A 15,291-nucleotide genomic window follows, 5' to 3' on the forward strand; every position below is an offset into this window, starting at 1 on the left:
ATGCCGCCGAGCAGGCCGAAGCCGCCGACGGCGCCGACCAGGGCGAGGGCGCTTGCGAGGGTGCCGGAATCCATGGGCACCACTGTGGCCGGGCGGTGCGGGTGCCCACGAGTGGCAGGAACGCCGCATCGCCTCGAAATCCTGCCACTGCGGCCCTTCCCCGGGCGCCGCGGGCCGGGGCATCCTGGGCGGCATGCTGAAGAACGTGGTCGCGGTGGTGCTGGAGGAGATCCACCCCTTCGAACTGGGGGTGGCCTGCGAGGTCTTCGGCCTGGACCGCACCGACGAGGGCCTGCCCGGGTACGACTTCGCGATCGCCGGCGCCCGCCCGGGGCCGCACGCCACCCACTCGGGGTTCGCGGTGGACGTCCCGTACGGCCCCGAGCGCCTCGCCGGGGCGGACCTCGCGGTGGTCACCGCCTCCTCGCTGCGCGGCCGCTACCCGGAGCCGCTGCTGGAGGCGCTGCGCGAGGTGGTGGCGCGCGGCGGCCGGGTCCTGTCCATCTGCAGCGGCGCCTTCGTGCTGGGCGCCGCCGGACTGCTGGACGGCCGCCGCTCCACCACCCACTGGCGGCACACCGCGGCGCTGGCCGAGCTCCACCCGCTGACCACGGTAGAGCCGGACGTGCTGTACGTGGACGACGACCCGGTGATCACCTCGGCCGGTACGGCGGCCGGCATCGACGCCTGCCTGCACCTGGTGCGCAAGGTGCAGGGCGCCGAGGTGGCCCGGGGGATCGCCCGCCGGATGGTGGTCGCGCCGCACCGGGAGGGCGGGCAGGCGCAGTTCGTGAACCGCCCGCTGCCGGAGGGGGACGGCGCCTCGCTGGCCCCGCTGCTCGACTGGCTGCGCCACCACCTGGACGAGGAGGCCACCGTCGAGCAGCTGGCCGCCCGGGTGCACATGTCGCCGCGCACCTTCGCCCGGCGCTTCCAGCAGGAGACCGGTACCACCCCGCACCGCTGGCTGGTCGGGCAGCGGGTGCTGCTCGCCCAGCGGCTGCTGGAGTCCACGGCCGAGCCGGTGGACGTGATCGCCGCCCGCTGCGGCTTCGGCAACGCGGCCGCGCTGCGGCACCACTTCGGGCGCCGGCTGGGCACCACGCCGCTGGCCTACCGGCGCTGCTTCGCCGAGCCGGCCCAGGGCTGAGCCCGGAGGTGACCGCAGGTCCGAGCGCAGGGCTGGGCGCGGGGCTGGGCGGGAAGGGCTGAGCGCGGGCCTGAGTGGCGGTCAGTTCCCGGCGGCCAGGTGCTCCACGTCGTTCCAGCGGTCCGGGCGCAGCCGCCCCTCCTGGGCCCGCCACAGGCTGGTGGAGCAGTTGTGCACCGGGCCGAGCGCCGTGAGCTGCTCCTCGGTGAGCCGGTCCAGCGCGTAGCGCAGCATCAGCACCGTGCAGTCGTGCGCGACCAGCAGGACGGGCCGTCCGGCCTCCTCCTCGCAGACGTCCCGCAGCAGGCTGCGCACCCGCAGCGCGACGTCGGCCCAGGACTCGCCGCCGGGCGGGCGGTAGTACAGCTCGCCCATCTTGCGCCGCCGGGCCGCCTCCTCCGGGTGCTTGGCCTCGATGGCGGCCTTGGGCAGCATCTCCAGGATGCCGAGCTCGCGGTCGCGCAGCCGCTCGTCGTAGCGCACGGCCAGGGTGACCGGGACGGAGCCGAGCCCGGCGGCCTGGGCGAGCGCGATCCGGGCGGTCTCGGCGGTGCGCACGTACGGCGAGCACCAGACGCTGCGGGGGCGGTCGGCGCTGGGCAGGGCGGCCCACCAGCGGCCGAGCGCCTGGGCCTGCTGCTGGCCGTGCAGCGACAGCGGGATGTCGGCGTCGCGGCAGCTGATCGGGACGCTGAGCGCGCCGGCGGCCTCGGCCTGGTGGAACTCGACGTTGGCGGTGGACTCGCCGTGCCGGGTGGCGATGAGCACGGACGGCAGCCGGGTGGCGGCCCCGCGGTGGGCGGTGACGTGGTGGTGCGGACTCTGGGCGGACGGGTGCTGTCCGTTGAGGGTGGTGCCGAGTTCTGCCATGGCCGCGCGCTCCCCGTGGTTCGTTCAGGTTCCGGCCGGTTGCCGGTCCGGTCTGGTGGTGCCCGGCGTGCACGCCTGTTCATACATATGATCGCGCCGCCTCCTCCAGTGTTCACGGAGAAGGCGGCGCGATCACAGGGCGCGTACCGCGTGAAATCAGTGCGCCGCTACGGGCTCCGGCGCGTTCTCCAGCTCGTCGTCACCGGCTTCGGCGCTGTAGTCGGACGGCTTGGTCTCGTCCGGCCCTTCGGGTGTCCTGACGGCCCGCAGCACCAGGGTGAGCACCACCGAGACGATCAGGTTGAGCGCGAAGGCGGTCAGGCCGATGTAGCCGATCTCGCCGATGCCGGGGATCTCGGCCGCGTTGCCGCCGAAGTGCTTGGTGGCCGGGCTGGCGATCCCGTACGCCGTCCAGGTGCCGTAGGCCATGCCGGCAGCCCAGCCGGCGAACAGCGCCCAGTGGTGGAACCAGCGGGTGAACAGGCCGCCGACGATCGCCACGAAGGTCTGGAGGATCCACAGGCCGCCCAGCAGCTGGAGGTTGATCGCGGCCTGCCGGTCCATGCCGAGCACGAAGACCAGCGCGCCGACCTTCACCAGCAGCGAGACCAGCTTGGCGACGCGGGTCTCGTCGGCCGGGGTGGCGGCGGGCTTGAGCCACTCCTTGTAGACGTTGCGGGTGAACAGGTTGGCCGCCGCGATGGACATGATGGCGGCCGGCACCAGCGCGCCGATCCCGATCGCGGCGAAGGCCACGCCGGTGAACCAGTCCGGGAACATGTTCGCGAACAGCTGCGGCACCGACAGCTGGGCGTTGTAGCCCTTGACGCCGCCGCCCACACCCGCCGCGATCGCCATGAAGCCGAGCAGCGCCAGCAGGCCGAGCATCAGCGAGTACGCGGGCATGATCGCCATGTTGCGGCGCACCGTGTTGCGGGACTTGGAGGCCAGCACGCCGGTCACCGAGTGCGGGTACATGAACAGCGCCATCGCCGAGCCCAGCCCCAGCGTGGCGTACGTCCACTCCTTGTTGGCCGGCAGGGTGAGCCCGCCGGCCTTGGCCTGCTTGAAGTGCTGCGCGGCCGAGTCGAAGATGTGCCCGTAACCGCCGAGGCGGATCGGGATGTAGATCACCGCGACGATGATCACGATGTAGACCAGGGCGTCCTTGACGAAGGCGATCAGCGCCGGGGCGCGCAGGCCCGAGGAGTAGGTGTAGGCGGCCAGCACACCGAAGGCGATGAACAGCGGCAGGTCCTTGACGAACCAGTTGGCGTTCTCCCCGCCGCCGACCCCGAGCACGTCCAGCACCGCCTGGATGCCGACGAGTTGCAGGGCGATGTACGGCATGGTGGCCAGGATCCCGGTCAGCGCGATCACCAGGGACAGCGGCCGCGAGCCGTAGCGGCCGCGCACGAAGTCGGCCGGGGTGACGTAGCCGTGCACCCGGGAGACCGACCAGAGCCGGGGAAGGAAGAGGAAGACCAGCGGGTAGGCGATGATCGTGTACGGCACCGCGAAGAAGCCGGCCGCACCGGTCGCGTACACCGCGGCCGGGACGGCGACGAAGGTGTACGCGGTGTAGAGGTCGCCGCCGAGCAGGAACCAGGTCACCCAGGTCCCGAAGCTGCGGCCGCCCAGGCCCCACTCGTCCAGGTGTGCCGCGTCGTCCGCGCGGCGCCAGCGGGAGGCGAGGAAGCCCATCACGGTGACCAGCAGGAAGAACAGCACGAAGACCACGAGGGCCGGCACGTTGACGTCCGTCATCGCGCACCGCCCTTCCGGGCCGCCTTGCGGGCCTTCTCGTCCCGGTTGATCAGCAGGTACGCGGCGACCGTGAAGACGGCCGAAACCGGCACCCAGAGCAGCTGGTACCAGTAGAAGAAGGGCATCCCGGCCGCGGCCGGGTCGGACTTGTCGTAGGAGGACACCCAGAGCATCGCGACGATCGGCACGAGCAGGGCGATTCCGGCCAGCACCCGCTCGGGGGTCACCGCCGGGACGGGCGTCCCGGCTGGCTCGGGCATGACACGTTCGGAGGGTGCGTGATCAGACGGCATCTACGGCTCCGCTTCGGAGGGTTCCCCGTCGGCGCCGCAGCCCCGGAGGCACCTCGCACCCCCCGCGAGCCCGCCGAGCAGCACCATCGGTGATCGGCAGTCAGTATGGCTGCGCAATCTAGAGCATGGGGTGACCCGTGTCACCGGAGTTGGCGCAACTTCCCGCCATCCGGACACGAACGGGCACCGGCGCGCGGGACGCGCGCCGGTGCCCGGGGCCCACCAGGGGGAGTGGGACTACTCGGGGCGCTTCAGCCGGGTGATGAACTTGTAGCGGTCGCCGCGGTAGATCGAGCGGACCCACTCGACCGGGTCCCCCGCGGCGTCGAAGGAGTGCCGGGAGAGCTGGAGCATCGGCAGGCCGAGGTCGGAGCCGAGCAGGCCGGCCTCGCGCGGGTTGGCCAGGGTGGTCTCGATGGTCTCCTCGGCCTCGGCCACGGTGACCCCGTACACCTCGCGCAGCGCCGCGTACAGCGAGTTGTGCTTGGCGAGGTTCTTGCGCAGCGCGGGGAAGCGCTTGGCGGACAGGTGGGCGACCTCGATGGCCATCGGGTCGCCGTTGGCCAGGCGCAGCCGCTCGATCCGCAGGACGCGGCCGCCGGGCTTGATGTCGAGCAGCGGGGCGAGCCGGTCGTCGGCGGTGATGTAGCCGATCTCGATCAGTCGGGAGGCGGGCTCCAGGCCCTGGGCGCGCATGTCCTCGGTGTAGGAGGTGAGCTGGAGGGCCTGGGCGACCTTGGGCTTGGCGACGAAGGTGCCCTTGCCCTGGATGCGCTCCAGCCGGCCCTCGACGACCAGCTCCTGGAGGGCCTGGCGGACGGTGGTGCGCGAGGTGTCGAACTGGGCGGCGAGCGCGCGCTCGGGCGGCACCGGGGTGCCGGCGGGCTGGGTCTCGGTCAGCTGGAGGAGGTGGCGCTTGAGGCCGTAGTACTTGGGGACGCGCGCGGTCGGGTCGATGCCGGCCTGCGTGGGGAGGTTCTTCACCTCGGGGTCGTTGACCTGGGCGGTGGATCCCCCGTCGCTGCTCATCGGACCTGTTCTCCCGCTTCTCGCGAGGCCTTTTCAGGCCACGCCACCTCGTTAACGGATGACATCGTTGCATGTATGGCTACGGAACGAATACCTCATCACGCGATGAACGATGTGCGGTGTCGGCTTGATAACGGGTGGTCTCGATCAGTCGAACAGCCGTTGACAGGCCCATTGGTCTAGGCCAAGCTCCAGGCATCTGGTCTACACCACTGGGCCGGTAACGATGAATCCCCCCACCCGTTCGAAGGGGTCCGCGGCACCTTTCCTCCCGCTTTGTGTGGGGCTGCCGCTACCGCCCGACGGGGGTAACCCTGGCATCCCTCAGGAGGATGGCGTGAAGCGTCAGCTCATCGCGGCGGTCGGCGTCGCAGCAATGGTCGTCGGCCTCGCGGCTTGTAGCTCGGACGGCAAGAAGGACGACGGCGGCTCGTCCTCGTCCTCCTCGGCGGCCGACAAGTACAAGGGCAAGACGCTGAAGGTCTGGACCATGACCGGCTCGGCCCCCAAGGGCTGGACCGACCAGGTCAAGACCGAGTTCGAGACCACCTACCCGGGCTCCAAGGTCGAGTTCGCCGCCCAGGAGTGGACCGGCATCGGCGCCAAGGTCACCGCCGCACTGTCCGAGGGCTCGGTCGACGTCCTGGAGATCGGCAACACCCAGACCGCCGGCTACGCCGCCTCGGGCGGTCTGCTGGACATCACCAAGGACAAGTCCGCCCTCGGCGGCGACTCCTGGGCCGCCAACCAGAACGAGGCCGCGGTCCTGGACGGCAAGCAGTACGCCGCCCCGTGGTACGTCACCAACCGCGTCGTCGCCTACAACAAGGACCTGTGGGCCAAGGCCGGTCTGACCGACACGCCGAAGACCCTGGACGAGTTCTACACGGACCTGGAGAAGCTGAAGGCCACCGCGGGCGTCACCGACCCGATCTACATGCCGGGTCAGGAGTGGTACGTCTACTTCGGCATGCTCACCAGCGAGGGTGGCAAGATCGCCAAGAAGGACGGCGACAAGTGGGTCGGCGGCCTGTCCTCGCCCGAGGCGCAGAAGGCCTTCGAGACCTACAAGAAGCTGCAGAGCTACTCGGCCACCGGTCCGAAGGACAAGGACGAGGCCACCCCGCAGCAGAAGGACGTCTTCGGCCAGGGCAACATCGGCACCATGATCGGCCTCGGCTGGGAGCTGCCGAAGGAGGAGGCCCTGCCGGCCAGCAAGATCGGCTTCTTCCCGCTCCCCGGCAAGACCGCCGACAAGCCCACCGGCGTCTTCCTCGGTGGTTCGAACCTCGCGATCGCCTCGCAGAGCAAGAACACCGACATGGCGAAGGACTTCCTGAAGATCGCCCTCAACGACAAGAACGAGGGCCTGTTCCCCGTGAACGGCGTCATCCCGAACAAGACCTCGCTGAACAGCCAGATCAAGGGTGACTTCGCCACGGCCGCCATCAAGGCGTCCGAGGTCGGCTCGATCACCCCGAACACCCCGAACTGGGCCAGCGTCGAGGACAACCCGAACCCGATCAAGGACTTCCTGACCGCGGTCCTCCAGGGTCAGGACTACACCTCCACCGCCAAGAAGTACGACGACGAGATCGCGAAGCGTCTCAACCAGAAGCAGTAAGCACTGAGCGGCGTCGCTCACCGGCCCCCGGCGGGGGGCCGGTGAGCGACGCCTGTCCGTCGTGGCCGGTTGTGAGGAAGTGAGAACGATGGCTGTGCATTCGGAGCGGGTGCAGACACAGTCCCCGGAGTCAGGGAAGGCTGTCGTGGCCAGTATTGAGACCGGTGCCGCCGGCGGCGGGGGCAAGGGCTCCGCGCCGAAGCGCACCAGATCGGCGGGCGGCCCGGGCCTGGGTGCCCGCCTCGCCCCGTACATGCTGCTGTTGCCGGCGACGGTGGCGACCATCGCCCTGCTGGGCTGGCCGCTGCTGAAGATCTTCCTGTTGTCGTTCCAGAACCTCAACAAGCGCCAGCTGGTTCTGCACCTCACGGAGTGGACCGGCTTCGACAACTACAAGGAGCAGCTGACCGACCCGGAGTTCTGGGCGGTCACCGGTCGCACCGTCGCGTTCACCGCGATCAACGTGGTGCTGACCATGGTCGGCGGCATCCTGGTCGGCCTGCTGCTCAACCACCTCGGCAAGAAGATGCGGCTGGCGCTGTCGATCGCGCTGGTGCTGGCCTGGGCCATGCCGGTCGTCGCCGCGACCACCGTCTACACCTGGCTGTTCGACTCCCAGTACGGCGTCGTCAACTGGCTGCTGGACCGGCTCGGTTGGCACTCGATGGCCGGCTACAACTGGATGAGCAACGAGTACACGACCTTCTTCGTCGCGATCCTGCTGATCGTCTGGATGTCGATCCCGTTCGTGGCGTTCAACATGTACGCCGGACTGACGACCATCCCGAAGGAGCTGTACGAGGCCGCCCGGATGGACGGCGCCGGCTCCCTGAAGATCTTCAGCCTGGTGATCTTCCCCAACCTGAAGCCGTTCTTCCTGGCCACGACCTTCCTCGAGATCATCTGGATCTTCAAGTCCTTCACCCAGATCTACGCGATCAACGCCGGTGGCCCGGAGAAGCTGACCCGGACCCTGCCGGTGCACGCCTACCTGGAGGGCTCCGCCGGCCAGCACTACGGCATCGGTTCCGCGATCGCCGTACTCACCATCCTGATGCTGGGCGCGCTGATGGCGTTCTACTTCCGCATCCTGATCAAGCAGGAGGACGAGCTGTGAGGCGCTCCCTCTTCGGACGTACCTGGCCGAACGTCATCGCGGTCGTCCTCATCGTCTTCTTCATCTTCCCCGTCTACTGGATGATCGCGACGTCCTTCAAGAAGGACAGCGACATCATCAGCCCGACGCCGGTCTTCATCCCGTTCGGCGGCACCTTCGAGCACTACAGCACCGCGACGGCCGTGCCGAAGTTCTGGGAGTACGTCACCAACAGCGTCGTCGTCACGATCGGTGCGGTGCTGCTCTCGCTGGCGATCGCGACCCTGGCGTCCTTCGCCATCGCCCGGATGAGGTTCCGCGGGCGCAAGGCGTTCGTGCTGGTCGTCATGATGGCGCAGATGGCGCCCTGGGAGGTGATGACCATCGCGGTCTACATCATCGCCCGCGACAACGACATGCTGAACAGCCTGGTGCCGCTGACCTTCTTCTACATGATGATGGTCCTGCCCTTCACCATCTGGACGCTCCGCAGCTTCATCGCCGCGGTGCCGAAGGAACTGGAGGAGTCGGCCATGGTGGACGGCTGCACCCGCCCGCAGGCCTTCATGAAGGTGATCTTCCCGCTGCTGGCCCCGGGCCTGATGTCGACCTCGCTGTTCGGCTTCATCACGGCGTGGAACGAGTTCCCGCTCGTCCTGATCCTCAACAAGGACAAGGGCCAGACGCTCCCGCTGTGGCTGTCCTCCTTCAAGACGGCCTTCGGCAACGACTGGGGCGCGACCATGGCGGCGTCGACGATGTTCGCCATCCCGGTGCTGATCCTGTTCATCTTCCTGCAGCGCAAGGCGGTCGGCGGTCTGACCGACGGCGCCGTGAAGGGCTGAGTCAACGTGAGCATCCTCGTTCCCACCGTCCCGGACAGCGACCAGCTGCACCGCGACGCCCTGACCGTCCTGCAGCCCGGCTTCGTCGGCACCGAGCCGCCGGAGTGGCTGCGCCGCCACCTGGCCGCCGGGCTCGGCTCCGTCGCGCTGTTCGACCGCAACGTGGTCGACCTCGGCCAGCTCTCCGCGCTCACCCGGGCGCTGCGGGCGGAGAACCCCGACCTGCTGATCGCCATCGACGAGGAGAGCGGCGACGTCACCCGCCTGGAGGCCGGCTCCGGCTCCTCCTGGCCGGGCAACCTCGCGCTCGGCGCGATCGACGACCCGGCGCTGACCCGGGACGTCGCCCGCGAGCTGGGCCGGGCGCTGGCCGCGGCCGGCGTCAACTACAACTGGGCGCCCACCGCCGACGTCAACTCCAACCCGCGCAACCCGGTCATCGGCGTCCGCTCCTTCGGCGCCGACCCCGAGCTGTGCGCCCGGCACACCGCCGCCTGGGTGGAGGGCCTCCAGTCGGCCGGCGTGGCCGCGTGCTCCAAGCACTTCCCCGGCCACGGCGACACCGCGGTGGACTCCCACCACGGCCTGCCGGTCATCGACGTCGACCTGGACGTGCTGCGCGCCCGCGACCTGGTGCCGTTCCAGGCCGCGATCGCGGCCGGCACCAAGGCCGTGATGACCGCTCACATCATGGTCCCGGCGCTGGACCCGAAGCTGCCGGCCACCCTGAGCCCGATCGTGCTGCGCGACCTGCTGCGCGCCGCCCCGGCCGACGGCGGCCTCGGCTACCAGGGCCTGATCGTGAGCGACGCGATCGAGATGGGCGCCATCGCCGACACCTTCGGCATGGGCGAGGGCACCGTGCTGGCCCTGGCGGCCGGCGCGGACGCGATCTGCGTCGGCGGCGGGCTGGCCGACGAGGAGACCGTGCTGATGCTGCGCGACGCCATCGTGGCGGGCGTGCGCTCCGGCCGGCTCGCCGAGGAGCGGCTGGCGGACGCCGCCGACCGGGTCCGGGCGCTGGGCAGCTGGGGCCGGATCGCGGCCCAGGGCGAGCAGGTCGAGCCGGACCTCGCGGTGGGCCTGCGGGCCGCCCGCCGGGCGCTGAGGGTGGTCCGGGCGCCGGGCCGCGAGGTGCTGCCGGTGAGCGAGCGCCCGTACGTGGCCTCGTTCTCGGACGAGCCGAACATCGCGGTCGGCGACGTCACCCCGTGGGGCGTGGCCGGCATGCTGGCCGACCGCTTCCCCGGCACCCGCACCCGTGAGGTGTCGGCCTCCCAGGCCGCACCGGAGCTGCTGGACGCCCTGGTCGCCGAGCTGGTGGCCGACGCCGAGGGCCGCCGCCTGGTGCTGGTGGTCCGGGACGCGCACCGCCACGACTGGATGTCCGCCGCGCTGGGCCGCCTGGTGGCCGCCCGGCCGGACGCCGCCGTGGTCGAGATGGGGCTGCCCCAGTCCGAGCCGGTCGGCTCGCTCTACATCGCCACCCACGGCGCCGCCCGGGTCTGCGGGCTGGCGGCCGTGGAGGTGCTCACCGGGCAGCCGGGAGCGATCGGCTGAACCGACCGACGAGACGTCACCGGCCGTGTCCGGTGGGCGTCGGCCCACGGGCCCGTCATGCGCATGTCGCATGGCGGGCCCGTTGCGTTCTCCCCGCGTTGACCTGCGATGTCGTCGCGTGACCGTGTTCCCTCAAGTGAGCCTTAAATCCACCTTAAGTTCCACTTAGGGTGACGACCCGGCGACTGATCGCCACAGGGTACAACAGGTGTGCAACGGCGGTGGCGACAAAGGCTTTTGGCCGTTGACACCACCTATGGTCTAGGCCAGAGTCCAGTCATCCGGTTCGAACTTCAACCTCGCCGGATGTGGTATCGCGCCCTCCGTAGCTCCTCGCCGCCCCGCCCGGACTCCCCGCCGCGGGCGCCAATCGCGCTGTCGACGGGCATCACCGTTTTCTTGAACAACCCTCGGAGGATGGCGTGAAGAAGCGTCAGCTCATGTCGACGCTCGGGACCGTGGCACTGGCCGTCGGATTGACGGCCTGTTCCTCGTCCGGCTCACCGTCGGGAGACGGCAAGGGCGCCTCCGCGGACCCGAAGGCCGCCAGCGGCACCGTCACCGTCTGGCTGATGGACGACGCCCAGAAGAACTGGCCCGACCTGGTCCAGCGGGTCAACGACGAGTTCGCCGCGAAGTACCCGGGCGTCACCCTCAAGCTGGTCTACCAGGGCTGGGCCGACAAGGTCACCAAGCTCGACAAGGCCCTCGCCGACGGCAACGCCCCCGACGTGGTCGAGCTCGGCAACACCGAGACCATGAAGTACGTGCTCTCCGGCGCGCTGGCCCCGGTGGACCGCACCACCTTCGACAACTCCGACAGCTGGATCAAGGCGCTCGCCAACACCTGCACGTACCAGGACAAGCTGTGGTGCGTGCCCTACTACGCCGGCGCCCGGGTCGCCATCTACAACTCCGTCGCCTTCCAGCAGGCCACCGGCAGCGCGGACTTCCCCAAGACCGAGGCCGACCTGATGGCGGCGCTGGACAAGATCGCGGACAAGAACAAGGCCGACAGGACCTTCTCCCCGCTCTACCTGCCCGGCCCGTACTGGTACGCCGCGATGAGCTACGTCGCCGCGTACGGCGGCAGCATCGCCAAGTTCGACAGCTCCGGCAACTGGCACGGCACCCTGCACGACCCCAAGTCCCAGCAGGGCATCAGCCACTTCATCGACCTCGTCCGCAAGTACAACAAGGGCGACCTGACGCTGAACGAGCAGAACCAGTACGAGGCGATGGCCCGCGGGCACGCCGCGTCCTTCTACGGCAACGGCTACGAGTCGGCGAGCGTCACCGCGCCGGTCACCGGCGACCCGAGCCTCAAGGACGCCGTCAAGCTGGCCACCATGCCCGGCCCGGACGGCAAGCCGCTGCCCACCTTCATCGGCGGCTCCGACCTCGCCGTGACCGCCAAGTCCCCGCAGGCGGCGCTGGCCACCGACTGGGTCCGGATGTTCACCAGCAACAAGTCCGAGCAGGCGCTGGCCGACAAGGACATCCTGCCGAACAACCTCACCCAGCTGAACCCGCTGAAGAACAAGCCCACCACCGCCGCCGCGGCCAACGCCGTCCCGGACGCCTGGTTCACCCCGCTGGCCCCCGGCTGGGGCGCGGTGGAGAAGCAGAAGATCATCCCCGACATGCTGACCGCGATCCTCAAGGGCAAGTCCGTGGACCAGGCCACCAAGGACGCCGACGCCGCGATCGACCAGCTGATCAACACCCAGTCCTGACCCGGCGTCCGGACGCCCCTCCCCGCGGCCGCCGGGAGGGGCGCCAGGGGCTCGGCGCCGCCCGGTTCGAGGGTGCCGCGCGGGAGGCGTCCTCGTAGGATTGGCGCCAGGAACGCCAGGAAACCCGCAGCGAGTGTGCGGACTCGCCGCCGTAGAGGTCCCCGCCGGGCAAGCCGCCCGGGCGGGGTCGAACCATCTCATCGGAGGCACATCCAGATGTCCGACCCGCAGACCGCTTCCGTCCCCGGCCGGATCATGGCGGCGGAGATGGCCGAGCAGCCGGCCGTCCTCCAGCGCATCCTCGACGAGGGCGCCCCGAAGATCCGCGCGATCGCGGCCGAGATCGCCGCCCGCAACCCCCGCTTCGTCCTGCTGACCGCGCGCGGCACGTCCGACAACGCGGCGCTCTACGCCAAGTACCTGATCGAGATCCTGCTCGGCAAGCCGGCCGGCCTGACCTCGATGTCCACCACCACCGCGTACGGCGCCAAGCCGGACCTCACCGACGTGCTGGTCATCACCGTCAGCCAGTCCGGCGGCTCGCCGGACCTCGTGGCCTCCACCAAGGCCGCCCGCGAGGCCGGGGCGATCACCCTCGCCGTGACCAACAACCCCGACTCGCCGCTGGCCGAGGTCTCCGAGTTCCACATCGACGTGCTGGCGGGCCCGGAGAAGGCGCTGCCGGCCACCAAGACCTACACCGCCGAGCTGCTGGCGCTCTACCTGCTGGTCGAGGGCCTGCGAGGTGGGGACGGCTCGGCCGCCAAGGAGCTGCCCGGCCTGGCCGCCGGGGTGCTGGCCCGCCGGAGCGAGGTGAAGGCGCTGGCCGAGCGCTACCGCTTCGCCCAGCGCCTGGTCATCACCTCGCGAGGCTACGGCTACCCGACCGCCCGCGAGGCGGCGCTCAAGCTGATGGAGACCACCTACATCCCGGCCAGCCCGTTCTCCGGCGCCGACCTGCTGCACGGGCCGCTGGCCATGGTGGACAACGTCTCGCCGGTGATCGCGATCGTCCCGGACGGCAAGGGCGGCGAGGCTCTCCAGCCGGTGCTGGACCGGCTGCGCGGCCGCGGCGCGGACCTCGTGGTGGTCGGCCAGCAGGCCCAGGTGGACGCCGCCTCGGCGGGCTTCGCGCTGCCGGCCGGCGTGCCCGAGGAGGTCCAGCCGATCCTGGAGATCCTGCCGCTGCAGCAGCTGGCCTACGAGGTCACCATCGCCCGCGGCCAGGACCCGGACGCCCCGCGCGCCCTCGCCAAGGTGACCGAGACGCGCTGAGGCCCGCACCGCGATCGAGCCGGCCCCCTGTCCACAGGCTGTGGACAGGGGGCCGGCTCCTTGAGCGGCGGAACGTGGTCCGGGGGAGGGGCCGTCGGCACGGCGGACCGAAAAGCACGGCGGACCGAAAACAGGACGGTCCGAAAAGCACTACGGGCCACGGCGCCGACACGGGACCCTCAACCCATGCGGCACCGCAGCCCGGAGCTGTCGTCGGGCACCGGGTTCGATCGAGAACTGTGCGGGGTCCTCGCTCGGCGGTGTCCGACCGAGGAGAAGCCGCGCGCGGTCAGGGCAGTTGCGCGGTGGGCCTCTCCTTGGTGCCCTTTCATTGTGGACTAGACCAATCTGGGTTGTCCAGGCCTCTCGGCAAATTGGTCTAAACAACTCCGGACAGTCATCCACCGCTCCCGCACGGTCCGCCGAGCCCGGCACCGACCGGCGGCGCTACCCTCGCAATGTGCCCTCGCTGAACGAACTCGTCCGCCGCCACACCACCCTCACCGGGGCCGATGTGGAATGGCTCCACATGCTGGTCTCGGAGTGGCAGCTGCTCTCCGACCTCTCCTTCGCCGACCTGGTGCTGTGGATCCCCACCTGGGACGGCATCCGCTACGTCTCGGTCGCGCAGATGCGGCCCAACACCGGTCCCACCTCCTACCAGGACGACATGGTCGGCCACCTCGTCCCGCGCGGGCGCCGTCCGCTGCTGGACGCCGCCTTCGACGAGGGGCGGATCGTGCGGGAGGGCGACCCGGAGTGGCGCGAGGAGGTCCCCGTCCGGGTCGAGTCGATCCCGGTCCGGCGCGAGGGCAAGGTGCTCGGGGTGATCGCCCGCAACACCAACCTGCTGACCGTCCGCACCCCCAGCCGGCTGGAGCTCACCTACCTGCAGAGCGCCTCCGACCTGGCCCAGATGATCGCCGCGGGCAGCTTCCCGTTCCCCGGCGTCGAGCAGGCCGACATGGACGCCGCGCCGAGAGTCGGCGACGGCCTGATCCGCCTGGACGCGGACGGCACCGTCACCTACGCCAGCCCCAACGCCCTCTCCGCCTACCACCGGCTCGGGCTCACCACCGACCTGGTCGGCAGCCACCTCGGCCGGGCCACCGCCGAGCTCGCCCCGCCCTCCCGCTCGGCCGTCCACGAGGCCCTGGTGAAGCTGGCGAGCGGCTGGGCGCCGCGCCAGACCGAGGTGGAGGCGCAGGGGGGAGTGGTGACCCTGCGGGCGATCCCGCTCAAGCCCAAGGGCACCCTGACCGGTTCGCTGGTGCTCTGCCGGGACGTCACCGAACTGCGCCGCCGCGACCGCGAGCTGATGACCAAGGACGCCACCATCCGGGAGATCCACCACCGGGTGAAGAACAACCTCCAGACCGTCGCCGCCCTGCTGCGGTTGCAGTCCCGCCGGATGGAGTCGGAGTCCGGCCGGGCCGCGCTGGACGAGGCGGTGCGCCGGGTCGGCTCGATCGCGATCGTGCACGAGACGCTCTCCCAGGCGCTGGACGAGCAGGTCGCGTTCGACGAGATCGCCGACCGGGTGCTGGCGATGGTGATGGAGCTGTCCCAGGACGGCCGGGTGGCGACCCGCCGCAGCGGCAGCTTCGGCATCCTCTCCGCCGAGGTGGCCACCCCGCTGTCGATGGTGCTGACCGAACTGCTGCAGAACGCCCTGGAGCACGCCTTCGGCCCGACGGCCTCCGGGAACCTGGAGGTGAGCGCGCTGCGCGGACGGGCCCCGGCGACCGGCATGGGCTGGTCGGACAGCTGGAACGGCGGCGCCCGGCCGGAGGAGTACCTGTTGATCACCGTGCAGGACGACGGCCGCGGCATGCCCGAGGGCTTCGACCCGCAGACGGCGGGCAACCTCGGCCTCCAGATCGTCCGGACGCTGGCCACCGGAGAGCTCGGCGGGACGTTCGACATGGTGGCCGGCCCGGACGGCGGGACCAAGGTGATCCTGGAGATCCCGGTCCGCTGACCTCCGCCGCCGAACTTCGGTTGCACGAGGAGTGCGGCAGGGGCGTGTGTCCGGCGGAAGCGCCG

At 70.5% G+C, this 15,291-nt stretch carries 12 protein-coding genes; 8 read left to right on the forward strand and 4 right to left on the reverse strand.

Going from position 1 to position 15,291, the window contains the following annotated elements; translation table 11 throughout:
- Positions 1 to 193 precede the first annotated feature (193 nt).
- Positions 194 to 1,150, forward strand: a complete 957-nt coding sequence (locus J0670_RS11465) for a helix-turn-helix domain-containing protein (RefSeq protein WP_207811391.1) — start codon at positions 194 to 196, stop codon at positions 1,148 to 1,150.
- 81 nt (positions 1,151 to 1,231) lie between these two features.
- Here J0670_RS11465 and J0670_RS11470 read toward each other — a convergent pair whose 3' ends face one another.
- The 4 genes from J0670_RS11470 to J0670_RS11485 all read right to left on the reverse strand — a co-directional run bounded on the left by J0670_RS11470 (position 1,232) and on the right by J0670_RS11485 (position 5,109).
- Entirely contained in the window at positions 1,232 to 2,020 is a 789-nt protein-coding gene (locus J0670_RS11470; RefSeq protein ID WP_207811392.1) for a histidine phosphatase family protein, read from the reverse strand.
- Positions 2,021 to 2,176: 156 nt separating this feature from the next.
- A complete protein-coding gene (gene mctP, locus J0670_RS11475) occupies positions 2,177 to 3,787 on the reverse strand; it encodes a monocarboxylate uptake permease MctP (RefSeq protein ID WP_207811393.1) in 1,611 nt (536 codons plus the stop codon).
- Positions 3,784 to 4,047 (reverse strand): DUF3311 domain-containing protein, encoded by a 264-nt coding sequence (locus tag J0670_RS11480; protein ID WP_207811394.1) that lies wholly within the window; start codon positions 4,045 to 4,047, stop codon positions 3,784 to 3,786. Before J0670_RS11480 ends, mctP begins: the two co-directional genes overlap by 4 nt.
- A gap of 270 nt (positions 4,048 to 4,317) precedes the next feature.
- Positions 4,318 to 5,109 carry a GntR family transcriptional regulator gene (locus J0670_RS11485; protein WP_243436879.1) on the reverse strand — a complete coding sequence of 264 codons (792 nt, stop codon included), beginning with the start codon at positions 5,107 to 5,109 and terminating at the stop codon, positions 4,318 to 4,320.
- Positions 5,110 to 5,446: 337 nt separating this feature from the next.
- Here J0670_RS11485 and J0670_RS11490 point away from each other — a divergent pair, with 337 nt between their 5' ends.
- From J0670_RS11490 to J0670_RS11520, 7 genes are all read left to right on the forward strand, one after another.
- A complete protein-coding gene (locus J0670_RS11490; RefSeq protein ID WP_207811395.1) occupies positions 5,447 to 6,733 on the forward strand; it encodes an extracellular solute-binding protein in 1,287 nt (428 codons plus the stop codon).
- Positions 6,734 to 6,821: 88 nt separating this feature from the next.
- Positions 6,822 to 7,850, forward strand: coding sequence for a carbohydrate ABC transporter permease (locus tag J0670_RS11495; RefSeq protein ID WP_207811396.1), 1,029 nt, complete (start codon positions 6,822 to 6,824; stop codon positions 7,848 to 7,850).
- The gene (locus J0670_RS11500) at positions 7,847 to 8,674 is read left to right on the forward strand and encodes a carbohydrate ABC transporter permease (RefSeq protein WP_207811397.1); all 828 of its coding nucleotides are present in this window, start codon (positions 7,847 to 7,849) and stop codon (positions 8,672 to 8,674) included. Before J0670_RS11495 ends, J0670_RS11500 begins: the two co-directional genes overlap by 4 nt.
- Positions 8,675 to 8,680: 6 nt before the next feature.
- Positions 8,681 to 10,234 carry a glycoside hydrolase family 3 protein gene (locus tag J0670_RS11505; RefSeq protein WP_207811398.1) on the forward strand — a complete coding sequence of 518 codons (1,554 nt, stop codon included), beginning with the start codon at positions 8,681 to 8,683 and terminating at the stop codon, positions 10,232 to 10,234.
- Positions 10,235 to 10,674: 440 nt separating this feature from the next.
- Positions 10,675 to 11,970 carry an extracellular solute-binding protein gene (locus tag J0670_RS11510; RefSeq protein ID WP_207811401.1) on the forward strand — a complete coding sequence of 432 codons (1,296 nt, stop codon included), beginning with the start codon at positions 10,675 to 10,677 and terminating at the stop codon, positions 11,968 to 11,970.
- A 216-nt stretch (positions 11,971 to 12,186) separates the two neighbouring features.
- Positions 12,187 to 13,245, forward strand: coding sequence for an SIS domain-containing protein (locus J0670_RS11515; RefSeq protein ID WP_207811399.1), 1,059 nt, complete (start codon positions 12,187 to 12,189; stop codon positions 13,243 to 13,245).
- A 460-nt stretch (positions 13,246 to 13,705) separates the two neighbouring features.
- Positions 13,706 to 15,226: a PAS domain-containing sensor histidine kinase gene (locus J0670_RS11520; protein WP_307806482.1), complete on the forward strand. Its 1,521-nt coding sequence runs from the start codon at positions 13,706 to 13,708 to the stop codon at positions 15,224 to 15,226.
- Positions 15,227 to 15,291: the final 65 nt, after the last annotated feature.

Origin of the sequence: Streptomyces sp. FH025, assembly GCF_017427025.1 — a bacterium.
GTDB lineage: Bacteria > Actinomycetota > Actinomycetes > Streptomycetales > Streptomycetaceae > Kitasatospora.

Excerpts from the sequence above, each read along its gene's own strand:
- J0670_RS11465 (WP_207811391.1), top strand. The coding sequence starts at position 194 with ATGCTGAAGAACGTGGTCGCGGTGGTGCTGGAGGAGATCCACCCCTTC.
- J0670_RS11470 (WP_207811392.1), bottom strand. The coding sequence starts at position 2,020 with ATGGCAGAACTCGGCACCACCCTCAACGGACAGCACCCGTCCGCCCAG.
- mctP (WP_207811393.1), bottom strand. The coding sequence starts at position 3,787 with ATGACGGACGTCAACGTGCCGGCCCTCGTGGTCTTCGTGCTGTTCTTC.
- J0670_RS11480 (WP_207811394.1), bottom strand. The coding sequence starts at position 4,047 with ATGCCCGAGCCAGCCGGGACGCCCGTCCCGGCGGTGACCCCCGAGCGG.
- J0670_RS11485 (WP_243436879.1), bottom strand. The coding sequence starts at position 5,109 with ATGAGCAGCGACGGGGGATCCACCGCCCAGGTCAACGACCCCGAGGTG.
- J0670_RS11495 (WP_207811396.1), top strand. The coding sequence starts at position 6,822 with ATGGCTGTGCATTCGGAGCGGGTGCAGACACAGTCCCCGGAGTCAGGG.
- J0670_RS11510 (WP_207811401.1), top strand. The coding sequence starts at position 10,675 with ATGTCGACGCTCGGGACCGTGGCACTGGCCGTCGGATTGACGGCCTGT.
- J0670_RS11515 (WP_207811399.1), top strand. The coding sequence starts at position 12,187 with ATGTCCGACCCGCAGACCGCTTCCGTCCCCGGCCGGATCATGGCGGCG.